General features: G+C 68.5%; 21 protein-coding genes. 8 read left to right on the plus strand and 13 right to left on the minus strand.

Translation table 11 applies throughout. The features are described 5' to 3' along the window. Positions 1 to 179: 179 nt before the first annotated feature. The gene (locus IEV93_RS01250) at positions 180 to 1,121 is read right to left on the minus strand and encodes a DMT family transporter (protein WP_188490278.1); all 942 of its coding nucleotides are present in this window, start codon (positions 1,119 to 1,121) and stop codon (positions 180 to 182) included. 153 nt (positions 1,122 to 1,274) lie between these two features. Between IEV93_RS01250 and IEV93_RS01255 the strand changes: the two genes are divergently transcribed. Next, positions 1,275 to 2,186: a LysR family transcriptional regulator gene (locus IEV93_RS01255; RefSeq protein WP_188486180.1), complete on the plus strand. Its 912-nt coding sequence runs from the start codon at positions 1,275 to 1,277 to the stop codon at positions 2,184 to 2,186. Here the strand turns inward: IEV93_RS01255 and IEV93_RS01260 are convergent. From IEV93_RS01260 to IEV93_RS01280, 5 genes are all read right to left on the minus strand, one after another. Further along, the gene (locus tag IEV93_RS01260) at positions 2,173 to 2,328 is read right to left on the minus strand and encodes a hypothetical protein (protein ID WP_188486182.1); all 156 of its coding nucleotides are present in this window, start codon (positions 2,326 to 2,328) and stop codon (positions 2,173 to 2,175) included. The two genes, IEV93_RS01255 and IEV93_RS01260, sit on opposite strands and share 14 nt — an antisense overlap. A gap of 178 nt (positions 2,329 to 2,506) precedes the next feature. Continuing rightward, positions 2,507 to 3,523 carry a glucose-6-phosphate dehydrogenase (coenzyme-F420) gene (gene fgd / locus IEV93_RS01265; RefSeq protein ID WP_188486185.1) on the minus strand — a complete coding sequence of 339 codons (1,017 nt, stop codon included), beginning with the start codon at positions 3,521 to 3,523 and terminating at the stop codon, positions 2,507 to 2,509. Between the two features lie 82 nt (positions 3,524 to 3,605). Further along, positions 3,606 to 4,955: a sensor histidine kinase gene (locus IEV93_RS01270; protein ID WP_188486187.1), complete on the minus strand. Its 1,350-nt coding sequence runs from the start codon at positions 4,953 to 4,955 to the stop codon at positions 3,606 to 3,608. Then, a complete protein-coding gene (locus tag IEV93_RS01275) occupies positions 4,952 to 5,638 on the minus strand; it encodes a response regulator transcription factor (protein WP_188486189.1) in 687 nt (228 codons plus the stop codon). The genes IEV93_RS01270 and IEV93_RS01275 overlap by 4 nt, the downstream gene beginning before the upstream one ends. A gap of 30 nt (positions 5,639 to 5,668) precedes the next feature. After that, a complete protein-coding gene (locus IEV93_RS01280; protein ID WP_188486191.1) occupies positions 5,669 to 6,277 on the minus strand; it encodes a hypothetical protein in 609 nt (202 codons plus the stop codon). A gap of 171 nt (positions 6,278 to 6,448) precedes the next feature. Between IEV93_RS01280 and IEV93_RS01285 the strand changes: the two genes are divergently transcribed. Beyond that, positions 6,449 to 8,350: an ABC transporter ATP-binding protein gene (locus IEV93_RS01285; protein WP_188490279.1), complete on the plus strand. Its 1,902-nt coding sequence runs from the start codon at positions 6,449 to 6,451 to the stop codon at positions 8,348 to 8,350. 5 nt (positions 8,351 to 8,355) lie between these two features. On the opposite strand, the gene IEV93_RS01290 is transcribed toward IEV93_RS01285, so the two are convergent. Beyond that, complete coding sequence (locus tag IEV93_RS01290; protein ID WP_188486193.1) at positions 8,356 to 10,065, minus strand: TIGR03767 family metallophosphoesterase; 1,710 nt, start codon at positions 10,063 to 10,065, stop codon at positions 8,356 to 8,358. 220 nt (positions 10,066 to 10,285) lie between these two features. Here IEV93_RS01290 and IEV93_RS01295 point away from each other — a divergent pair, with 220 nt between their 5' ends. Beyond that, positions 10,286 to 11,038: a DUF2127 domain-containing protein gene (locus tag IEV93_RS01295; RefSeq protein ID WP_188486195.1), complete on the plus strand. Its 753-nt coding sequence runs from the start codon at positions 10,286 to 10,288 to the stop codon at positions 11,036 to 11,038. A gap of 15 nt (positions 11,039 to 11,053) precedes the next feature. On the opposite strand, the gene IEV93_RS01300 is transcribed toward IEV93_RS01295, so the two are convergent. After that, positions 11,054 to 11,638: a TetR/AcrR family transcriptional regulator gene (locus IEV93_RS01300; RefSeq protein ID WP_188486197.1), complete on the minus strand. Its 585-nt coding sequence runs from the start codon at positions 11,636 to 11,638 to the stop codon at positions 11,054 to 11,056. 96 nt (positions 11,639 to 11,734) lie between these two features. On the opposite strand from IEV93_RS01300, the gene IEV93_RS01305 reads away from it, so the two are divergent. Then, the gene (locus IEV93_RS01305) at positions 11,735 to 12,754 is read left to right on the plus strand and encodes an aldo/keto reductase (protein WP_188486199.1); all 1,020 of its coding nucleotides are present in this window, start codon (positions 11,735 to 11,737) and stop codon (positions 12,752 to 12,754) included. Between the two features lie 91 nt (positions 12,755 to 12,845). Here IEV93_RS01305 and IEV93_RS01310 read toward each other — a convergent pair whose 3' ends face one another. Then, on the minus strand, positions 12,846 to 13,172 hold the full coding sequence (locus tag IEV93_RS01310; RefSeq protein WP_188486201.1) for a hypothetical protein: 327 nt from the start codon (positions 13,170 to 13,172) through the stop codon (positions 12,846 to 12,848). A 48-nt stretch (positions 13,173 to 13,220) separates the two neighbouring features. Then, the gene (locus tag IEV93_RS01315; RefSeq protein ID WP_188486203.1) at positions 13,221 to 14,405 is read right to left on the minus strand and encodes an acyl-CoA dehydrogenase family protein; all 1,185 of its coding nucleotides are present in this window, start codon (positions 14,403 to 14,405) and stop codon (positions 13,221 to 13,223) included. A gap of 208 nt (positions 14,406 to 14,613) precedes the next feature. On the opposite strand from IEV93_RS01315, the gene IEV93_RS01320 reads away from it, so the two are divergent. After that, positions 14,614 to 14,790 carry a DUF2256 domain-containing protein gene (locus tag IEV93_RS01320; RefSeq protein ID WP_188486205.1) on the plus strand — a complete coding sequence of 59 codons (177 nt, stop codon included), beginning with the start codon at positions 14,614 to 14,616 and terminating at the stop codon, positions 14,788 to 14,790. Here IEV93_RS01320 and IEV93_RS01325 read toward each other — a convergent pair. Then, on the minus strand, positions 14,787 to 15,770 hold the full coding sequence (locus IEV93_RS01325; RefSeq protein ID WP_188486207.1) for an alpha/beta hydrolase: 984 nt from the start codon (positions 15,768 to 15,770) through the stop codon (positions 14,787 to 14,789). The two genes, IEV93_RS01320 and IEV93_RS01325, sit on opposite strands and share 4 nt — an antisense overlap. A gap of 300 nt (positions 15,771 to 16,070) precedes the next feature. On the opposite strand from IEV93_RS01325, the gene IEV93_RS01330 reads away from it, so the two are divergent. Beyond that, positions 16,071 to 19,943 (plus strand): Pls/PosA family non-ribosomal peptide synthetase, encoded by a 3,873-nt coding sequence (locus tag IEV93_RS01330; RefSeq protein ID WP_188486209.1) that lies wholly within the window; start codon positions 16,071 to 16,073, stop codon positions 19,941 to 19,943. 2 nt (positions 19,944 to 19,945) lie between these two features. On the opposite strand, the gene IEV93_RS01335 is transcribed toward IEV93_RS01330, so the two are convergent. Beyond that, positions 19,946 to 20,368: a DoxX family protein gene (locus IEV93_RS01335; protein ID WP_188486211.1), complete on the minus strand. Its 423-nt coding sequence runs from the start codon at positions 20,366 to 20,368 to the stop codon at positions 19,946 to 19,948. 169 nt (positions 20,369 to 20,537) lie between these two features. On the opposite strand from IEV93_RS01335, the gene IEV93_RS01340 reads away from it, so the two are divergent. Then, entirely contained in the window at positions 20,538 to 21,914 is a 1,377-nt protein-coding gene (locus IEV93_RS01340; protein WP_229704805.1) for a M1 family metallopeptidase, read from the plus strand. A 15-nt stretch (positions 21,915 to 21,929) separates the two neighbouring features. Here IEV93_RS01340 and IEV93_RS01345 read toward each other — a convergent pair whose 3' ends face one another. Continuing rightward, the gene (locus IEV93_RS01345) at positions 21,930 to 22,406 is read right to left on the minus strand and encodes a DUF5709 domain-containing protein (protein WP_188486215.1); all 477 of its coding nucleotides are present in this window, start codon (positions 22,404 to 22,406) and stop codon (positions 21,930 to 21,932) included. 67 nt (positions 22,407 to 22,473) lie between these two features. Between IEV93_RS01345 and IEV93_RS01350 the strand changes: the two genes are divergently transcribed. After that, positions 22,474 to 22,899, plus strand: a complete 426-nt coding sequence (locus tag IEV93_RS01350; RefSeq protein ID WP_188486217.1) for a PPOX class F420-dependent oxidoreductase — start codon at positions 22,474 to 22,476, stop codon at positions 22,897 to 22,899. Positions 22,900 to 22,938: the final 39 nt, after the last annotated feature.

The following is a 22,938-nucleotide window of genomic DNA, read 5'->3' on the forward strand; positions in this document are numbered from 1 at the left end:
CACATTCACCGACCTCGGCGACACAGGTGCCGCAGGATGAGAGGTGCGGGAGATCGGGCAACGGCCCGGGGTTCCGGGCCCCCGGACGATGTCTCGGCCTGGAAACGGCATCATCGGGGCCAGAGCTAACTGTGTAACCCGGTCCCCCGACCATACCCGGGCGCAGGTGTCTCGACCCGTCAGCGCAGGGCGGCGGGTCCGTCGACCGGTTCGACATCGGGCACCTCGAGCGCATGCGTGCGGGCCCGCGGCCGACGCCTGCTCCACGCGACGCCACCCAGGCACAGCGCTCCACCGACGAGACCGACCGCGGTGGGGACCTCACCGAGCGTGGCCCACGACAGGAGGATCGCGATCGCCGGGACCACCAGAGTGGTCGCCGCCATCTTCCCGGCGTCGGTCCGGGTGAGGGCATAGGCCCAGGTGGTGAACGCGATCGCGGTCGGCCCGACACCGAGGAAGACGACGCCGACGATCGCACCCGCAGGCGCATCGACCACCTCTCCCATGGCCTGGGGCGCGAACGGGACCGTCGCGAGGAGGCCGGCCAGGCAGCCCACCCAGGTGGCGGTGACCGCGTCGACCGTCTTGAGCGCGACCTTCTGCATCAGCACACCGGCGGCGTAGAGCACCGCGGTGATCAGACCGAGCACGACGCCGAGCATGTCGTTGGACCCGCCGCCGGTGCCACCGAAGGCGATGAGCAGGACACCGGCGAACGCGACCACCATGCCGATCACGAGCGGACGCGGGAAGCCCTCCCCCATGAAGAGCCCGGCAAAGACCGCGACGAGGATCGGCGCGAAATTCACCAGGAGAGCGGCGGTTCCGGCGTCGAGATGTCGCTCGGCCCAGTTCAACAGCACGGTGTAGGCGCCGAACCACAGCAGGCCGTAGCCGATCACCAATACGAGCGCACGCCCCCGCGGCAGCGGCTTGCGGAAGCGCAGCGCGATCGCGGCGAGCCCGATGAACCCGACCAGGAGTCGGCCGAAGGCCAACGCACCCGGCGAGAAGTGCTCGCCGACCGACCGGATCACGACGAACGACGATGCCCACAGCAGCACGGTGGTCAGCGCGGCCAGAAGAGGGAGGTTCACACGGTCGGTCACGCGCTGCATGGTGCCCTTTCGTCGGTGGTCGTCGATCACAGCATCCCGCCTCCGAACGCGGAGGGTCCGGCGGCTTTCGGACATGAGGTTGCCCGCATCGCCAGATAAGCACAAGCTGTTTGTGCTTGATGACGATTAAGTGCAGCTGTAGTGTCTGTCGCCATGATCGATGTGCACCGCCTTCGCGTGTTCCGGGCCGTGGTCGCCGACGGATCGATCGCCGGCGCCGCCTCCGGACTCGGCTACACGTCGTCGGCCATCAGCCAACACATCACCGCCCTCCAACGCGAGACCGGCCTCGCGCTGCTCGAACGACAGGGCCGCGGCCTCGTGCCCACCGAAGCCGGTCGCATCCTCGCCGAGCGCAGCGCGGTGGTGTTCGAGCGCCTGGCCGACGTCGAGGCGTTGATCGGCGATCTCCGACACGGCCGGGTCGGGACGTTGTCGGTGAGCTACTTCTCGTCTGCGGGCGCCGCATGGATCCCGCCTATCGTCGCCGCGCTCACCCGGGAGTTCCCGAAGCTCCGGTTGGACCTGCGATTGATCGAACTGCGCGCCGAGGGCGCCGATCCCCCCGACGTCGAGATCTTCGTCGACGGGGTGGAGTCGTCAGAGCTCGCCGGTTACCGGACGTATCCGCTGCTGTCGGCCCCCTATTACGCGGTCGTCCCGCGGACGAACCCATTGGCCGGGCGGGCATCGGTCGAGCTCGGTGAGCTCCGCGACCAGGCGTGGGTCGACAACGACGTGGCCCGCGGCCCGTGTCGCCAGGTGTTGCTCGACGCCTGTGCCGCAGCCGGTTTCACCCCGAGCTTCGGGGTCGAGACGCAGGACTACCCGACCGCGATCCGCTTCGTCGCGGAGGGGGTGGGGATCACGGTGCTCGCCGAACTGGGCCTCGGCACACTCCCCGACGCCGTCGTCGCGATCCCCGTCACCGACCCCACACCGACGCGTCGGATCTCGGTGCGTGTACGCGAGGTGGTCGCCGACAACCCGGCGGTGGTGCGAGCACTCGAATTGCTGCGCGCACGGGCCGGCGTCGGCCGCTCGGAGGCCGTCAGCTCGGGATGATGTTGCTCGACGTCAGGTCGGGGACGGTCGCGTACTCGTGTGACTCGTCGTCCCGGGTGACGAGGAACGCGGTCAACATGACCATCGACCACGTCGACAGCACGAAGGCCTGGATGATGATGAGCAACGGAACGATCGACATGGGTACTCCCGGGGGACGCGGGGCACGAGGCCCCAGGGATCCACACTGACCCACGAACGGTACGAAGCACCCACCGTAGGTCCGACGGACAGCTCGTGTCGACCGGACGTACCCCCGGTGTGAGCAGGTCGACACCGCCCCTGAGCAGGTGCTCAGGGGCGGTCGACGACCGGACAGGTCAGACCGAGAGCTTGCGCAGACGCGGCTCGAGGTCCTTCTGGAAGTTGGTGAGGAAGCGCTGCTGGTCGTGTCCGGGGGCGTGGAACACGAGGTGGTTCAGGCCGGCGTCGGTGTACTGCTTGACCGCCTCGACGGCCTCGTCGGGGTCGGAGGCGACGATCCAGCGCTTGGCGACCTGCTCGATCGGCAGCTCGTCGGCGAGACGTTCCATCTCCGTCGAGCTGTTGACGCTGTGCTTCTGCTCCTGCGTCAACGACAGCGGCGCCCAGAACCGGGTGTTCTCCAGGGCGAGGTCCGGGTCCGGATCGTAGGAGATCTTGATCTCGATCATCTTGTCGATCTCGGCGACGTCGCGCTCGGCCTTCTCGGCACCCTCGGCGACCGCGGGCAGCAGCTTGTCGGTGTAGAGCTCCATGCCCTTGCCGGAGGTGCAGATGAAGCCGTCTCCGGAGCGACCCGCGTAGCGGGCGACCACCGGGCCACCGGCCGCGACGTACACCGGCACGGGCTTGTCCGGGATGTCGTACATGTAGGCGCCCTGGGTGGTGTAGTACTCACCCTCGAAGTCGACCTGCTCGCCGGTCCACAGCTCACGCATGAGCTTGATGGCCTCGCGCAGACGGGCGAAACGCTCCTTGAACTCGGGCCATTCGCCCTGGAACCCGGTGGCGTACTCGTTGAGCGCCTCGCCGGTACCGACGCCGAGCATGATGCGCTCGGGGTAGAGACAGCTCATCGACGCGAACGCCTGCGCGATCACCGCGGGGTTGTAGCGGAAGGTCGGGGTCATCACCGATGTGCCGATCTGGACGCGCTTGGTGCGCTCACCGACCGCAGCCATCCAGGTCAGCGAGAAAGGGGCATGACCACCGTTGTGCCGCCAGGGCTGGAAGTGGTCGCTGACGGCCACCGAGTCCATACCGTGCTCCTCGGCCGAGACCGCGATCTCCACCAGCTCGCGGGGATCGAACTGCTCCGCCGATGCCTTGTAACCGAGTTTGAGTTGCTGCGCCATTGCCTTCTCCTGCTCACCGGGGTTCCGCCATCAGATGACCTACGTCGCTGGCCTCCAACCTAGCGCCGTGCGTCGGCGCCGATCAGACCGGTAGTGGGAGATCGAGTCGGAACACGGCGCCGGACAGTCCGGGCCCGTTGTGCCCGGCGTCGACGAGGACCAGCTCGCCGCCGTGCGATCGGGCAAGTCCTCTCGCCACCGCGAGACCGAGCCCCGACCCACCCGACCGCCGGTCGCGTGAGTCGTCCAGGCGGACCATCCGCTCGAAGATCCGCTCGCGATCGGCCGCGGCGACACCGGGGCCGGTGTCGGCGACCTCCAGGTGCGCCCAGCCCGGTGTCGAGTACACCGACGCGGCCACGCTGCCGCCGGTCGTTGCTGCCTGACAGGCGTTGTCGACGAGGTTGGCCACCACCTGACTGATGCGTCCGGCGTCGGCGACCAGGGGTACGGGATCGCCTCGAACGGTGACCGCGATGTCCGGGTGGATCACCGCGACCCGCGCGACCTGATCGGCGACCAACGACAGCAGGTCGGTGGGCGACGGACTGAGCGTCAACCCCGCGTCGATACGCGCCATGTCGACCATGTCGTCGACGAGCCGCCCGGCGCGTCGGGTCTCCTGTACGAGCAGGACACACAGCTGCTCTCGCTCGTCGACCGGTGTGTCGCGATCCTGCTGGAGCAGTGTCTCGGCGATCGCCTGCACCCCGGTGATGGGGGTACGCAATTCGTGCGCGGCGTCGGCGACGAAGCGCCGCACCGACTGCTGAGCAGAACGCTCGCGCGCCTCTGCGCCCTCCAAGGAATCGAGCATGTCATCGAATGCCACTGCAGTACGGCCCAACTCGGTGTCGCGACGTTGCGGCGACAAGCGCTCCCCGCGGTGGCCGCGCGCGATGGATCGAGCCAGGGCGGTCATCGCGTCGAGCGGCGCCAACGCATAGCGGACGCCGACGAGCAACAGCACCGCGGTGAGCACGAGGGCACACAGACCGGTGATGACCATCCCCCACAGCAACCGACTCTGCACGCCGTCGAGCAGGCGGTTGTCCACTGAGAACGTCACTTCCGCGTCCCGCGCCCACGCACGGGTTCCACGGAGCTTGATCACTCGCCGCGCCTCACTCTCCGACGGCGGCAGCGGTTTGCCCACCACCGTGCCGTCGGAGAGAGTCAACTGCGCGCGTACCGAGCGTCCGTCGATCCTCGCGATGAACCCCTCGGGGGTGGCCGCGGTGCGCGCGAGTTGCCGGGCGTAGGTGACGCGGTCGGCGAGAAGGTTGTTCACATCGCGGTGTGCTGCGACGGTGAACAGCGTTCCGGCGATCGCGATCACGGCCGTCAGGACAACGGCGAGGACGGCGACGGCGATGACGGTGACCCGCGTACGCAGGGACCGGGTCCTGAGATGTCCCGACGGCGTGCTCATGACGGCACATCCGTGGGCCGCGCACTGTCGAGGGTGTAGCCGAGCCCGCGTTCGGTGTGCAGCAGACGAGGGCCGTGTTCCTCGAGTTTGCGGCGCAGAGCACTGACGTGGACCTCGACGAGGTTGGGATCGTAGTGCTCGTATCCCCAGACCGCCGTGAGGATCTGGGTCTTGGTCAGCACGCGACCGCGGCGCCGGGCCAAAAAGCACAACATGCGGAACTCGGTGGCGGTCAGCGTGATCGGGGTACCCCCACGCAACACCCGCGCCGCGTCCGCATCGACGACGAGGTCGTCGACGTGGACGATCGTGGACCCTCGACCTCGCCGCCGCAGCACGGCGTCGACCCGTGCGACGAGCTCGGCCATCTCGAACGGCTTCATGACGTAGTCGTCGGCACCCTCGGTGAGACCGTGCAGCCGATCGGTGACGGCATCGCGCGCGGTGACCATCAGGATTCCGGCGTCGGTACGGCGGCGCACGATCTCGAGGAGGGCGAACCCGTCGGAGCCGGGAAGCATCACGTCGAGGAGCACGGCATCGGGTCGGAACTCGGCGAGATCCACCTCGAGAAGGTCCCCGTCACCGCGCGCGACCACCGAGTGCCCGGCGACGGTGAGAGCGGCCGCGATGGCGATCCTGATCGGCGTCGAGTCCTCGATGACCAGGATCGAAGAGCCCATGGGTCGAGTGTGCCAGTGCGACCGGCGCGATCAGCCCGGCTGCGTCGTCGCGCTCGGCGTCGCAGTCGTGGGGGCGCCCGGTTCGCCCGTTTTCGCAACACGCTTGGCGACGCGGGTGGCGGAGATCGTGCCCGAGTCGCTCTTGCCGACCACCGCGATGCGGTCGCCGACGACGAAATCGGACTGCTGTTGTGGTTTCTTCGCGGTTCCGAAGCGGGTGTTCTGCCCGACGGTGATCGTCACCGTCCTGCCGTTGCGCGCGGCGATCGTCCAGGAGGGGCCGCTCTCCGCGGTGATGGTCCCGATGGTGACACCACGTCCTTGTCGCCGGCCGCCGTTCTGGCCCCTGTTCTCGCGCTTCTGGCCGCCGTCGGCGGAATGGACCTGACGCGAGTGGGCCGACGTCGAACGCCCATGGTCGTCGTTCCCGGTGGCGGCCCAACCGATGCTCCCACCGACCACGCCGCCGATGACCAGCCCGGCGACGCCGGCGACGATCCCGGCGCGGCGCGATCCGGTGAACCAGGTGCTCGACCGGGCGGTTGGGGGCGGCGCGGCGGTGTCGGCGGTGTCGGCGGGGCGGGTGAAGCTCTCGGTCGGTTGCCGGTCGCTGTCCTGCGGCTCGTTCGGATGTCCCATGTCGGCGACGCTATTCGGCGTGGAGACGTCGAGACTGAAGAAGCTCTGAAGGTGTGACGAGGACGCCGCCGGGAGGATATTCCCGTTTCACGACGTTTCCCCTGTCCGCGAACAGGGCTTTCTTTCGTTGACTTCAAGCTCACTTGATGTTCTACGCTCGGATTCATGAGCATGGAGTCCGTCGCGTACAACTCGCTGTACCGCACGATGAGCCGGTCGGAGAAGAAGTCGCGACTGTCCCGTGCCGAACGCCGCGAGACCATGCGGCGGATCGGGCGCTTCGCGGCACCGCACCGGATGCGGATCGCCATCTTCCTCGTGTTCAGCATCGCCACCGCGATCCTGACCGTCGCCACCCCGATCCTCGCCGGCCGGGTGGTCAACCAGATCACGGGCAACGGCGCCACCTCGACGATCATCTGGCTCTCGGTGCTCATCGCGATCATCGCCCTCGTCGAGGCCGGCGTCGGGCTGCTCGTACGGTGGCTCTCGGCCACCATCGGCGAGGGCCTCATCCTCGATCTTCGACGCAAGGTCTTCGACCACGTCCAGACCATGCCGATCGCGTTCTTCATGCGAACGCGCACCGGCGCGCTGGTCAGCCGGCTCAACAACGACGTGATCGGCGCCCAGCGCGCGTTCAGCGACACCCTCTCGGGCGTGGTGTCGAACTTCGTGACGCTGATCCTGACGATGACGGTGATGCTGTTCATCTCCTGGCAGATCACCCTGCTGGCCCTGGTGTTGTTGCCGCTCTTCGTCATCCCGGCGCGACGGATGGGCAATCGGATGGCGGCACTGTCGCGGGAGGCCGCGGAGTACAACGCACAGATGTCGACGCAGATGACCGAACGCTTCTCGGCCCCGGGCGCGACGCTGGTCAAGCTGTTCGGCCGTCCGGACGAGGAGTCGCGTGAATTCGCGGCGCGCGCAGCCAATGTGCGCAGCATCGGCGTGCGACGCGCAGTACTGCAGTCGGTGTTCGTCACCGCGTTGACGCTCGTCTCGGCGCTCGCGCTGGCGCTGGTCTACGGTCTCGGCGGCTACCTCGCCGTGCACGGCAACCTCAACGCCGGTGCCGTGGTCTCGCTGGCGCTGTTGCTCACCCGGATGTACGCGCCGCTGACCGCGCTGGCCAACGCGCGGGTCGAGATCATGAGTGCCCTGGTGAGTTTCGAGCGTGTCTTCGAGGTCACCGACCTGGTCCCGCTGATCGCCGACAAGACCGATGCCGGCGAGGTGCCGCCCGGGCCGGTCACCATGCGTTTCGACCACGTCCGCTTCGCGTACCCGTCCGCGGACAAGGTGTCGCTCGCGTCGCTCGAGGAGGTCGCCCAGCTCGACAACCGCGGCGGCGTCGAGGTGATCCACGACGTGTCGTTCGAGGTCGCGGCCGGATCGATGGTCGCCCTCGTCGGCAGCTCCGGGGCGGGCAAGTCGACCATCGCCCAACTCGCCACGCGCCTCTACGACGTGGACGAGGGGTCGGTGTCGGTGAACGGGGTCGACGTCCGCGACGTCACGTCGGCGTCGCTGCACCGCAGCATCGGCCTGGTCACCCAGGACGGTCACCTCTTCCACGAGACCGTGCGCTCGAACCTGTTGCTGGCCAACCCGTCGGCCACCGAGGACGACATCTGGGCGGCGTTGCGACGCGCCCGTCTCGAGGACCTCGTGATGTCGTTGCCCGACCGTCTCGACACCGTCGTCGGCGAGCGCGGCTACCGACTCTCCGGTGGCGAACGTCAGCGGCTGACCATCGCGCGCCTGCTGCTCGCGGCCCCGTCGGTGGTCATCCTCGACGAGGCGACCGCACATCTGGACTCCACCTCGGAGGCCGCGGTGCAGGAGGCGTTGGCCGAGGCCCTGACCGGTCGGACATCGATCGTCATCGCGCACCGGTTGTCGACCGTCCGTGCGGCGCAGGAGATCCTGGTCATCGAGGACGGTCGCGTCGCCGAACGCGGAACGCACCTGACCCTGCTCGCCGCCGGCGGCCGCTACTCCGAGCTGTACCGAACCCAGTTCGCAGACCAGCGTGAGGTGGCGGTCGACGCCTCGGTCACGGCCTGAGTTCGCTACGTCGGTTTGACCAGCAGCAGTTCGACGTTGTGGTCGACCGAGGTACCGAGACGTTTCGGGTCGTAACCGGTGTCGTTGTAGGAGAACTCGCGGTACATCGATCCGAGCCCGGTAACCGAGTGGTCGGAGTAGGCGACCTCGTACGGCGCCGCCGACTCGATCAGCGTGCAGAACACCGACAGCGTGCCGTCTTTGTTGTCGTTCACCTCGATCACGCGCGCGTTCTGCGGGAAGTCGATGTGCGACGCGGTGTTGATCTCCCAGAAGCTCTGCGCCGGAGTCGGTCCGCGATGCGGGGTGATCTTGTTGGTGTGGGTGTGACCGTTGACCCAGGCGATCACATTCGGGAACCGATGGAAGAAATCGATCAGCTGCGGCCCGGTGGCACGTCGTTCGAACGGCCGCTCCGGGTCGGGGATCGGCAGCTCCATCGTGTCGCTGGTGTGGTGACTGAACGCGACGAACAGGGTGGTGCGATCGCGGGTGAACAGCCGCTGCATCCAGTCGAGCTGACCCTGCCCGATCGACCCGTCGGTGAACCCGGCGTGGTTGGTGGTGTCCATCGACACGCCGACGACGCCGGGAGCGATGTCGAACGAGTAGTAGGTGATGCCCGATTGCGGTGCGTGCGAGGCGAATCCGTGCCCGACCGGCCCCGGGCCGGTATAGCGCGGCCGGAAGTGCTCGGCCATGTACTGCCGCGGGGTGAACGGCGCGCGGCGCGCGTCGGGGGTGATGCGGCGGATCGGCCCGGTCTGCACCTGCTCGGCCAACACCTTCGCCACCGATGTCGGGGCCGTGTTGTACGCGGTCGCCATGCGATCGATGGCGGCCTGGTCCTTGGGGACGTCGAGCTTGATGTTCCCGGTGTAGAGCGCGTCGATGAACCCGATCCCGCTGGGAACGACGCCGGAGACGCTGTCGTCGTGGTTGCCGAAGACACTGAACCACCGCGTGTCGAGCCCGGGGCTGGTGATCGGCTTGATGCTCGACGACAGCAGGCCGGGGATCTGCGGGAAGCCCTTCTGCTTGTAGATGTCGTTGACCGGGGACTCCGGCTGCCAGTACAGCGTCGAACCCCAGACCTGAACGCCCTCATAGCGGTTGAGGTCGCCGGTGGACTGCTGCAGTGACCCGCCACTGAACAGGGTGAGGAACCAGTCCAGCTCGGCGAACTCGTGGTTGTCGGTGTTGTCTCCGGTCGACACGACGCAGTCGAACGCGCGGCCGTTGAACGGCGCCGATCCGAGAGCGTTGATCCGCTCGATCAGGGTGATCGTCGCGGCCGCGCCGAGCTTCTCGTGCGGGCGGAACGCCGACCCGTTCTGCGGGTGGATGAACTCGAGGCGCACCGGACTCTCCGCGTCGACCATGTGGATGTCGGTCGTCTGCACGATCGACGCCAGTCCGACGCGGCGGTCGTCCCGGCCGGCCTTCGGGGTCGCGAGTTCGGAGCGCACGATCAGCGGCCACCCGGCGCCGGCGGTGAGACGGCGGTACTGCCGGACGCCGGTCGACGCGGGTGTGCCGACGGCCTCCAACGTGGTGCCGGCGATCGACACCGCGCGCGATCCGACGGCGGGATCGGCGTAGGCGAGGGGCGCGGTCTTCGAGGTCGCGGCCCCCACGGCGGCAGCGGCGCCGAGCGCACCGACTCCCTTGAACAGGCTCCGGCGGCTGACCTCGTTACGGTCGAAGTCGGTCATCGTGGTCTCCTCGACCGAGGGCAGACGAGCGGTCTGCGTCGACGGCACGCCATACGGGTGCCCAGTCAGATCTTGCCTCACACTCGCGCCGAAGCCGAGTGAAACGCCCCCGAATTGTTCGTGACACCCGGAATCGGGCAAAGCCCACATCGTCTTTCGGGTCTACCGATCACCACTTATGGTGTGGACACATTCGGCCCGAGGGGAGGCGGCGTCATCGATGGACTGGTCACTGCGCGCATGTAGCCGGCACGGGCACGCAACCTATGAGCCCACCGACCATCCGGGCTTGCGGTCACGACTGACCGGGACCACCACGGCCGGCGACGTCTGGCGTTGCCTACGGTGTGGCGACTTCGTGATCGGCGAACCGCGAGGTCAGGGTCCCGCCGACGAGGCTCCCGACATCGCGGGCGGTAAAGCCGCGCGCGACCGGGTCGTGCTGCGACTCCTCGCCGTCGAGCGACTGCTGCGCGCCATCGTCCTGCTGATCGCGGCGGGTGCGGTCATCCGCTTCCGCGACAGCCGCGAGTCGGCACGCCACGCCTTCGACACCGAGCTGCCGCTGCTGCGTCCACTCGCCAACCAGCTCGGGTGGAACATCGACGACTCGAAGGTGATCCGGCTCGTCGAGAAGAGCTTCTCCCTCAGCTCCACCACGCTCGTGTGGATCGGGATCGCGATCGCGGTGTACGGGATCTCACAGCTGATCGAGGCGACGGGGCTGTGGCTGATGAAGCGGTGGGGTGAGTACTTCGCCGTGGTCGCGACCGGCGTTTTCCTGCCGGTCGAGGTCTACGAGCTGACCGAGAAGGTGACCGTGCTGCGCATCCTGCTGCTCGCGGTCAATGTGGCCGCGGTGGTCTGGCTGGTGTGGAGCAAGCGGCTGTTCGGGGCGAACGGCGGAGCTCGGGCCTATCGCGAGGAGCACCACGCCAACAGCCTGCTCTCCGTGGAGCGCGCGGCGGCCTGACCCAGGCCGTAGGCGTCAGCGGCTGGGCTGCACCCCGAGGCCCGCGACGAGGACTCCGACCATGCGACGCGCGTCGTATCGGGGATCGGCCCCCGCACCGATGCAGAGGTTGCCGACCGCCCGCATCAGATCCGTCGGGCGCACGTCGGCACGGATCTCGTCGGCCCGCACCGCGGCGTCGAGCATGTCGGCGCAGACCGGGACGAGGTTGTCGAGAAAGTACGAGTGCAGCGTCTCGAAGGTGGGGTCGGTGGACTGCAACGCCTCGGCGAGGCCGTGCTTGGTGGCCAGGAAATCGACGAACAGATCGATCCACGAGGCGAGGGCTCTGTGCGCGGAATCGTTGTGTGCCAACAACTCCGGTCCGGCCGCCACACAGGCGTCGACCTGATGGCGGTAGACGGCCACGATCAGGTCCGCGCGGGTCGGGAAGTGGCGGTAGATGGTGCCCACGCCCACTCCGGCTACGGCCGCGATCTCACGGACCGGAACAGCGACCCCCCCGGTCACGAAGGCGGCAGCAGCAGCGTCGAGCAACGTCTCGGCGTTGCGTCGGGCGTCGGCCCGCTTGCGTGTCGGCGACGGCACGGGCTCGACCACGGCGACATCCCCTCTCGACAAACGGAACAGCGTTCCGTATATTTGGATTCGGAACGACGTTCCGTTTCCGACACCGTAGCTCAGATCAGGAGTCTCATGAAGTACCGCACTCTCGGCCGCACCGGCGTACAGGTCAGCACCCTCGCGCTCGGCGCGATGAACTTCGGCGCCATCGGCAAAACCACCCAGGACGACGCGACCGCGATCGTCGACGCCGCAATCGAGGGCGGCATCAACGTCATCGACACCGCCGACATGTACAGCCAGGGCGAGTCGGAGGAGATGGTCGGCAAGGCCATCGCGGGCCGCCGCGACGACATCGTCCTGGCGACGAAGGTGTTCAACCCGATGGGCGACGAACGCAACCACCAGGGCAGCTCGCGCCGGTGGATCGTCACCGAACTCGAGAACAGCCTGCGCCGTCTCGACGTCGACCACGTCGATCTCTACCAGATCCACCGGTGGGACCCGAGGACCAGCGACGAGGAGACCCTGTCGGCACTGACCGACCTGCAGCGGGCGGGCAAGATCCGCTACTTCGGTTCGTCGACGTATCCCGCCTACCGCATCGTGCAGGCGGAGTGGGCCGCTCGCGAGAACCACCTGAGCCGCTTCGTCACCGAGCAGCCGCCGTACTCGATCCTGCAGCGCGGCATCGAATCCCACGTCCTGCCGGTCACCGAGCAGTACGGCATGGGCGTGCTGGTGTGGAGCCCGCTGGCCGGCGGCTTCCTCTCGGGCGCGATCCGTGCGGGCAAGGAGAGCACGACCAACCGCGCGAAGCTGATGCCTCAGCGGTTCGGACCGGACGCACCGGCCGCCAAGGCCAAGATCGACGCCGTCGAGAAGCTCGTCACGCTGGCCGACGAGTCCGGACTGACCCTGATCGAACTCGCGCTCGGGTTCGTCACCGCCCACCCCGGCGTGACGAGTGCGATCATCGGCCCGCGCACGCTCGATCACCTGCAGTCGCAGCTCGCCGCCGGCGACATCGAGTTGTCGGCGGACGTCCTCGACGCGATCGACGAGATCGTCGCCCCCGGAGTCGATCTGGCCCCGGAGGAGAAGTTCGACACCCCGCCCGCGCTGCTCGACGCCTCGCTGCGACGTCGCTGAGATCCACGCGTCCGACATGGACGCGCGCTCACCGCTCAGACGCGCGCCCAGATTGACGCGCGTCTGAACGGGAGACGCGCGTTCACGCCGCTCAGGTGGTGATGCGCGCCTGGGCCACGAGTTCGGCGGCCTTGGCCAGCGTCAAGCCTTTGTCGGCACGGCGCAGCGTGCGGATCTGGGTGAGCTCACCGTGGATCGGTTCGATCACCGCACGCACCTCGTCGACGGTCCAGTCCCGCGGCTTGGGAGTCGGCTTGAGTCGGACCACGACGACGCCCAGGTTGACGGCGATGACGATGACACCGATGGCGAGCCACGCCCACCGCTTCTCGTCCCACCAGCCGACCATCAGATAACCGACGCAGCCGATCAGGATGACCGACCCGATCAGGGTCAGGATCTTCGAGAACGTACGCATGCCCTGCTCCATGGGCGCCAGCTTAACGGTTGCCGATTTGTCCGATGCTCAGCGGAAGGCGTCGCGACCGGTCAACGCCTTGCCGACGGTCAGCTGGTGCATCTCGCTGGTGCCCTCGTAGGTGAGCACCGACTCCAGGTTGTTGATGTGGCGGATCACCGGGTAGTCCAGCGTGATGCCGTTGGCACCGAGGATCGTCCGACACTCCCGCGCGATCTGGATCGACTCGCGAACGTTGTTGAGCTTGCCGAGACTGATCTGTTCGGGTCGCAGCGAGCCGGCGTCCTTGATGCGGCCGAGGTGCAGCGCGAGCAGCTGCCCCTTGCCCAGTTCGAGCGCCATGTCGGCGAGCTTGGCCTGGGTGAGCTGGTAGCCGGAGAGCGGCTTGTCGAACACCTCACGCTCGGCGGCGTAGGCGATCGCGGTCTCCAGGCAGTCGCGCGCGGCGCCGAGTGAGCCGAACACGATGCCGAACCGGGCCTCGTTGAGGCAGCTGAGCGGACCCTTGAGTCCCTGCACGCCGGGAAGCATCGCCGACTCGGGCAGCCGGACGTCCTCGAGGACCAGCTCGGAGGTGACCGACGCGCGCAGCGACAACTTCCGCTTGATCTCGGGGGCGCTGAACCCGGGGGTGTCGGTGGGGATGACGAAGCCGCGGATGCCGCGGGCCCCCTCGTCGAGGTCGGTGCGCGCCCACACCACGGCGACGTCGGCGACCGACCCGTTGGTGATCCACATCTTCGATCCGTTGAGCACCCAGTCGTCGCCGTCGCGCTTGGCGCCGGTCCGCATCCCGCCGGGGTTCGACCCGTAGTCGGCCTCGGTCAGCCCGAAGCAACCGATGGCCTCACCCGCGGCCATCTTCGGCAGCCACTCGTTCTTGTGGTCCCCGCTGCCGAACGCGTGGATGGCGAACATCGCCAGCGATCCCTGCACGGAGACGAAGCTGCGCAGTCCGCTGTCGACGGCCTCGAGTTCCAGGCAAGCCAGACCGTAGGTGGTCGCCGACGTCCCCGCGCAGCCGTAGCCCTCCAGATGCATGCCGAACAGTCCGAGCGCACCGAGTTCGGGGGCCAGTTCGCGGACCGGGAAGTTCGCGTCCTCGAACCACTCGGAGACCTTCGGACGCAGGCGCTCGTCACCGAACTTGCGCACGGTGTCGCGGATCTCGCGTTCCTCGCCGTCGAGCAGACCGTCGAGGGCGAACAGTTCGGATATGGACTGGGCTGACATGGGCGAAGCTCCTATACAACGGCGGGTCCGGCATCACACTGCGTCACGGGTTGACGACGCCGTCGGCACTCACTCCAGGCTAGACCCGAGGCACGAAACGATCCACGTCCTCGATCCGGTCGTCGATCACCGCCGACGGATCGTCGACGACCGGGGATCAGAACCGTCCTTGCCGTCGACGTGACACCTCGCCTGCAACACTGGATGCGTGGGCAGGCAGCGTGGCGATTCCTCGGACTGGCGTGAGTCGAAGGCGTGCGAGGTGTGCGGTCGCCCTTTCGACAACCGCAAGCGCTGGGCTGCGCGGGGTCAGTGGGACGACGTCCGATACTGCTCGGCGAAGTGCCGGGCCCAGGCCCGTCGCGAGCGGCGCGCGGCCGACTAGCCCGCGGCGCCGTGCCTCTCCTCGTCCGACATGTCGTCGTCCTTGGCCGCCTGCAGCGCCGCCTTCACGAACTGACTGGCCAACGCGATCGCCTCGAGCGTCTCGGGATGCTTGCCCGAGATCGCGGGGAACGCGTGGATCTGCCAGGCGAAACTGTGCGCGACCGCGGAGCCGCCATTCGCGTCGATGGACTCGACGAGCTCGATGATGTCGGGCTCGAGCATCTCGTTCTGCGCGCTGGTGAACAGTGCAGGCGGGAAGATCGCCGGGGACAATTCGCCGATTCGGCGCACGCCGGTCAACTCGATCGGGCCCTGGTCGAACAGGGGGGCGAGCTCGGCCATCTTCGACATCGGCAGGTAGGCGTCGCTGCGGCTGCTGCGGTCCGGGTTGGCGGCGAGGTCGAGATCGAGGAGCGGCGAGAACCCGACATAGGCCGTCGGCGGGGTCAGGTCGTCGCGCAGTGCGTACTCGGTGATCTTGGCGGCGAGGAATCCGCCCGCGGAGTCGCCGGCGACCACGACGTGGCGGTAGCCGCGCTCGAGGAGCAGCTCGCGGTACGCGTAGTAGGCGTCGTGGACCGACGTACCGACACCCGCTTCGGGCAGCTGGCGGTACGCCTGCGAGAAGACCGGGAGGCCGGTGCCGCGTGACATCCGGGCGGCGACGAGACGGTGTGTCGCGAGGCCGCAGGTGATGAACGCGCCCCCGTGGAGGTACAACACGGCGGTGTCGCTGTCGCGGCGGCTCGGACCCGCGGGGACGGCGAGTTCGACCGGCCGACCGGCGAGTTCCATCTGTTCGAGGACGACGCCTCGGGGCTTGGGTCCGCGGGCAGCCGCGCGGTCGACGAGGTAGAGCAACTTCATCCCGGACGGGGACAGCGGCCAAACCTTGAGTATCGGCCTGATGAACAGTCGGGAACCGAACCACATCGGTCGCGATCCACGGCTCGGGCGGTTGTGCGTGATCACCGGCATCGAAAACCTCCTCCGGCGTTTGTCGACTGTGGGAGCGCCCGCCGGTTTCTTGTCGGTACGCGCCACGTCGGACGGCAGATCCCGGGCGCGGAAATCGCCACTGGTTGATGGATCTACATCGAATGTAAACGAAACTTACGTGACAGTGTCGCCCCCGATCCGCGTTTCGCTCCATTCGAGGCGCCTCTCGGTGGGCGACCTCACCGCCTGCGCACAGTCGAGAGCTGCAACACTGACACCGTCCAAATCCTGCATGATCGCTTCTCGCCCGCCGCGGAACCGCGCGGGGAAAGGACGTCGGTGACCACCCCGATTCCCCCGCAATACCTCCTGTCGTCGCAGGCAGGCGCACCGCGAACGCTCATCGACATCCTCGCCGAGACCGCGCAGAGGTACCCGCAGGCGCCTGCGATCGACGACGGCGACGTCGCCCTGAGTTATTCCGAGCTGTCGGAGGCGGTCGTCGAGGGCGGTCGGTGGCTGAACGGTCAGAAGATCGGTCGCGGCGATCGGGTCGGGATCCGGATGCCGTCGGGCTCCCGCGAGCTCTATCTCGCGATCCTCTCGGTGCTCTCCGCGGGCGCCGCATACGTCCCGGTCGATGTCGACGACCCGGACGAGCGTGCCGATCTGGTGTTCGGCGAGGCACAGGTCGCCGCCGTGATCGACGCGACCGGCCTGCACCGGACGCCTGCGGTCCGCGCCCGCGACGCCACCGACGACGCCGTGCAGACCCCCACCCCCGACGACGACGCCTGGATCATCTTCACCTCCGGGTCCACCGGCACACCCAAGGGCGTCGCGGTCACCCATCGCAACGCCGCGGCGTTCGTCGACGCCGAGGCCGACCTGTTCCTGCTCGACGAGCCGATCGGCCCCGGCGACCGGGTGCTGGCCGGGCTGTCGGTCGCCTTCGACGCCTCGTGCGAGGAGATGTGGCTCGCCTGGCGCCACGGCGGCTGCCTCGTCCCGGCTCCCCGCGCGCTCGTGCGCAGCGGCATGGACCTCGGCCCGTGGTTGGTCTCCCGCGACATCACCGTGGTCTCGACGGTCCCGACCCTCGCATCGCTGTGGCCCGCCGAGGCACTCGAGGCGGTGCGCCTGTTGATCTTCGGCGGCGAGGCCTGCCCACCCGAACTCGGCGAACGCCTCTCGGTGCCCGGCCGCGAGGTCTGGAACACCTACGGCCCGACCGAGGCGACCGTCGTCGCGTGCGCGGCGTTGCTCACCGGCGAGTCCCCGGTGCGTATCGGCCTGCCGCTCAAGGGCTGGGACCTGGCCGTCGTCGACCCCGCGGGCAACCCCGTCGCCGAGGGCGAGACCGGCGAACTCGTGATCGGCGGGGTCGGGCTGGCCCGCTACCTCGACCCGGCCAAGGACGCCGAGAAGTACTCCCCCATGCCGACTCTGGGCTGGGATCGCGCCTATCGCAGCGGCGACCTCGTCCGCCTCGACGCGGCAGGGCTGGTGTTCGCGGGACGCGCCGACGACCAGGTCAAGGTCGGCGGCCGTCGCATCGAACTCGGCGAGATCGACACCGCGCTGCAGAACCTTCCCAACGTGGGCGGGGCCGCGGCCGCGGTGCGCAAGACCGCGGCGGGCAACTCGGTGCTCGTCGGATACCTCGTCTCCACCGACCCCGCGTTCGACATCGCCGCCGCCCACGACGCACTCGTCGCGCAACTGCCCGCCGCACTCGTCCCGCGCCTGGCGCTCGTCGACGAGCTGCCGGCCAAGGTCTCGGGCAAGGTCGACCGCAACGCGCTGCCGTGGCCGCTCCCGGGGTCCGCGGGCGACGGCGACCCCAGCGATCTCGGCGCCACCGAGCAGTGGGTGGCCGACAAATGGACCGCGGTACTCGGTGTGACCATCGTCGACCCGGACGCCGACTTCTTCAGCGAGGGCGGCAGTTCGCTCGGGGCGGCACAGCTGGTGACCGGCCTGCGGGAGCGCTATCCCGAGGTGACCGTCGCCGATCTCTACGACCACCCCCGACTGGGGTCGTTGGCGCAGATGCTCGACGACCTCAACCCGGGCATCACCGCCGAACCCCGCGAGGTCGCACCGACACCGCGCCTCGCGGGTCTGATCCAGGTCGCGCTCGCCGTGCCACTGACCACGCTCACCGGCCTGCAGTGGGCCACCTGGCTCGGGGTCGCCAACAACATCGCCGCGACGTTCTCCGACGCCCCGTGGCTGATCACGGTCAACTGGTGGATCCTGCTGGCCGCGTTCATCGTGTTCATCACCCCGCCGGGGCGCATGGTCATCGCGGCGGTGGGCTGTCGGACGTTGCTCGGCGGCCTCACCCCGGGCAGCTATCCGCGCGGCGGCTCGGTGCACCTGCGGCTGTGGTTGGCCGAACGCCTCACCGAGGCGAGTGGTGCCGCCAACCTCGCCGGTGCGCCGTGGATGATCTACTTCGCGCGCTCCCTGGGCGCCGACATCGGCCACGGCGTCGACCTGCACACGTTGCCGCCGGTGACCGGGATGATCTCGCTGGGCGACCAGTGCTCGGTGGAACCCGAGGTGGACCTCGCCGGCTGGTGGATCGACGGCGACGTCGTCCACATCGGCGACATCGAGATCGCCGAGCGCGCCACCGTCGGTGCCCGCTCCACGCTGCTGCCCGGTGCGCGCGTCGGCCGCGACGCAGTCGTCGCGCCGGGATCGGCGGTCATGGGACGGGTCAAGGCGCGCCAGCACTGGGCCGGTTCGCCCGCGGTCAAGACCGGGAAGGCGACCACCCCGTGGCCCGCCGAACGGCCGCCGCGCCGCAGCCGGTGGGTGCCCATCTACGGCATCACCTCCGTCGCGCTCGCCGGGATCCCGCTGGTGTCGCTGGCCGCCGGACTGGCCGTGATCGGGTCGTGGGCCGCCGACGCCGACCGACTCCGGTCGGTCGCCCTGCGCTCGCTCGCCCTGCTGCCCGCCGCGACGGTCACCTCCCTGCTCGTCTTCGCCGCCATCACCGCGATCGGCGTCCGGCTGCTCTCGCTCGGCATGGTCCCGGGCTACCACGCGGTTCGCTCCCGCGTCGGCTGGCAGATCTGGGCCACCGAGCGACTGATGGACTCCGCACGAACCTTCCTGTTCCCGCTGTACGCGAGCCTGCTCACGCCTGCTTGGTTCCGACTGCTCGGTGCCGACATCGGCAAGGGCACCGAGATCAGCACGGCGCTCGTGATCCCGAAGTTCACGTCGGTGGGCGACGGCGCGTTCCTCGCCGACGACACCATGGTCGGTTCCTACGAGCTCGGTGGCGGCTGGATGCACATCGACGAGGCGAAGATCGGCAAGCGCGCGTTCCTCGGCAACTCGGGGATGACCGGTCCTGGCCGCAAGGTCCCGAAGAACAGCCTCGTCGCGGTCCTCTCGGCCACGCCGAGCAAGGCGAAGGCCGGATCGAGCTGGCTGGGCAGTCCCCCGGTCCGTCTGCGACGTACCGCCGCCAACTCCGACACCAGCCGCACGTTCGACCCGCCGATGAAGTTGAAGGTGGCCCGCGCGGTCGTCGAGACGATGCGGCTGATCCCGGTCATGATCACCTTCGGCCTCGGCCTGTTCGTGCTCATCGGCCTGCAGTACATCGCCTCGCGCTCGCAGTTCTGGGTGGCGGCATTGGTGAGCGGCCTGATCCTGCTGGTGGCCGGCGCCATCGCCTGCTGCGTCGCCGCGGCCGCCAAATGGCTTGTCGTGGGCCGGATCGAGGTGGGTGAACACCCGCTGTGGAGTTCGTTCATCTGGCGCAACGAGCTGTCGGACGCGTTCGTCGAGACCGTCGCCGCGCCGTGGTTCGCGAACGCCGCGACGGGCACCCCGATCCTCAACGTGTGGCTGCGGCTGCTCGGCGCGCGCATCGGCAAGGGCGTCTGGTGTGAGACCTACTGGCTCCCGGAAGCCGACCTCGTGACGCTGGGCGACGGCGCCACCGTGCAGCGCGGGTGCGTGGTGCAGACCCACCTGTTCCACGATCGGGTGATGGCCATGGACCGGGTCACCCTCGGCGACGGCGCCACCCTGGGACCGCACTGCGTCGCACTCCCGGCGGCCGGACTCGGTGAGTCGGCGACCGTCGGACCGGCGTCACTGGTCATGCGCGGCGACGTCGTCCCGGACCACACACGGTGGCAGGGCAACCCGATCGCGCCGTGGACGCGCACCGACGCGTGAGGTCAGACCTCGCTGCGACGGCGCCGCCTGCTGGTCACGAAACCGTCCACCCCGGTACGACCGGTGTCGACCAGACCGACCGCGACCAACGCGGCGATCAGCGCGAGCGGGAACTCGTAGCCGCCGTCGAAGTTCCAGAACCCCTTGTCGGCGTGCACGTAGATGATCGCGCCGATCATGTCGGCGATCAGGAGGATCGACACCAGGGGCATCAGGATGCCCAGGATCAACAGGATGCCGCCGACGAGCTCGACGTAGGTCGCGTAGTAGGCGCTGAACTCAGGGAACGGCACGTCCATCTTCATGAAGCCCGCCTGGGTGGCGTCGATGCCATTGGTGTGCAGCTTCTGCCATCCGTGCATGATGAAGATGAATCCGAGGATCACCCGCGCCACCAACGACGTAAAACTTCTCGATGTACCCATCAGGTGTCCTTCCCGACAACTGCGCCCGACATGTCCGGTCCGCTCGAACGCTACCGGCTCGGCCGCCCGGTCACACCGAACCCGGCCGATCCGCGAGGCTGCGGTCCGACGGGTAACCTCGTACCACCACAATCGAACCGACGAGATGACGTGCGCGACTGGAGGATGGGTGCCGAGTAGGACTGGCAAAGGTGCGCGTGACTCGGACACCGGGACGGGTCCCCTGCTCGGCGACCCCGACGACGGTGTCGATCCGTACCTCCCGAAGAACGGCAATCTCGGTTATCGGGTGAGTCGCTACGACCTCGATCTCGAGTACAAGGTGGCCAGCAACCGGTTGGCGGGCACCGCCACGATCACCGCCACCGCGATCAACACCCTGGGACGGTTCAGCCTCGACCTCGCGACGTCGCTGTCGGTGTCGCGGGTGTCGGTCAACGGCAAGCGGGCCTCGCGCTACAGCCAGCGCACCAACAAGCTCTCGGTCACCCCCGCCGACTCGCTGCCGCCGGGCGGGGCGATGACCGTCGTGGTCAAGTACTCCGGCTCACCGAAGCCGATCCGCGGACCGTGGGGCGAGGTCGGATGGGAGGAGCTGACCGAGGGCGCCCTGTGCGCCAGCCAGCCCAACGGCGCCGCGTCGTGGTTCCCCTGCGACGACCACCCGAGTTCCAAGGCGAGCTACCGCATCGCGATCACCACCGAGTCGCCGTATCTGGCGGTGGCCAACGGGACGCTGCAGCGCAAACGCACCAAGGCCGGCTCGACGACGTGGATCTACGAGCAGGTCGAGCCGATGGCCACCTATCTCGCGACCGTCCAGATCGGCCCGTACGTGCAGACGACGCTCGCGACCCGGCCGGTGAAGATCAAAGCCGTTCTCCCCGAACGCCTCAAGGCGAATTTTGCGTCCGACTTCGCCCGCCAGAAAGACATGGTGGCGGCATTCGGCGACATGTTCGGTCCGTACCCGTTCCCGGAGTACACCGTCGTCGTCACCGACGACAATCTCGAGATCCCCATCGAGGCCCAGGGGCTGTCGACGTTCGGCGCGAACCACTGCGACGGCACCGGACGCTCGGAGCGTCTCGTCGCCCACGAGCTGGCCCATCAGTGGTTCGGCAACTCGCTCACGCTGGCGCGATGGGCCGACATCTGGCTGCACGAGGGCTTCGCCTGCTACAGCGAGTGGCTGTGGTCGGAGCACTCCGGCGGACAGTCCGCGGACTCGTTGGCCCGCTACCACCACCGCCAGTTGTCCTCGGCACGACAGGATCTCGAGGTCGGCGACCCGGGACCGGACTCGATGTTCGACGACCGCGTCTACAAGCGCGGCGCGCTCACGCTGCACGCGCTGCGGGTCGGCGTCGGTGACGACGAGTTCTTCGATCTGCTCAAGGAGTGGACCCGCGAGTACCGCTACAGCTCGGTGTCCACCGACGACTTCACGGCACTCGCCGCGCGCCACAGCGAGGGGTCGCTCAACCGGCTGTGGCAGCAGTGGCTTCACGAGAAGCCACTGCCACCCTTCCCCGAGGCCGGCTGAGCGAGGCCTACCGGCTCAGGCGCGCTCGTCGGGTACGACGTGCACGGCGGCCTCCTCGGCCGATGCCGCTGCCCCGTCGAATCCGACGTCCTCGGCGGTCTCCTGGCTCGACAGATGTGCGTCGACGCCCTCGTCGGGTGCGAGCAGCCGACCCGACCGCTCGTCGCCGACCTCGTTGTCGTACTCGTCGATGTCGTCGGGGACACCGTCGGGATCGGGCGCGGGCGGATCGTCGTGCAGGTTGATCTGCGCGGCCGGATCCGGCTCCTCCTCGGCGAGGTGCTCGTCGAGCGACTCGCCTTCGCGCTGATCTTCGGCCGTCACGCCGTAACGCATTGCCTTGCTGGGCTTCTCCGGCGGGGAGTAGCCCTCGTCGAGGATGTCCTCGACACCTCGTTCGTCGAGCGTGTCCCCAGGCTGGAGCTGGTCGTCGGAGTCGAGGCTGTACTCGCCGTCCGAACCTTCGGGTGTGCTGTCGACGTCGTCACTCATTCCTCCACCCTAACCATGCGCGTCGCGGGCGGTTGCCTGCGGCGTGGCCGGGCGCGATAGTCGACACATGGCGACCGAACAGGCACTGCTCGACCTCATCACCGCACACGACCAGGGTGTGCTCGCGACGATCCGGCGCGACGGCCGTCCGCAGCTGTCGACGGTCAACTACGCCTTCGACGAGACGACCCGACTGCTCCGGGTGTCGATCACCGACGGGCGGGCCAAGACCGCCAACCTCCGCCGCGACCCCCGCGCGGCGATGCACGTCAGCAGTCCCGACGGGTGGTCGTATGCGGTCGCCGACGGGGCGGTCGAACTCAGCGCGGTGGCCGCGGCCCCCGACGACGACGCCGTCACCGAGTTGATCGAGCTGTACCGCGCGATCGGCGGTGAACACGACGACTGGGACGACTACCGCCGCGCGATGATCGACGACGGCCGCCTGGTCCTACGTCTGCACGTCGACCATCTCTACGGTCAGGCCCGCTGACCCGCCAGTTGGGCACGTAAGCCCGCCAGTTGGGCACGT

It is taken from the genome of Williamsia phyllosphaerae (genome assembly GCF_014635305.1).
GTDB classification, from domain to species: domain Bacteria; phylum Actinomycetota; class Actinomycetes; order Mycobacteriales; family Mycobacteriaceae; genus Williamsia_A; species Williamsia_A phyllosphaerae.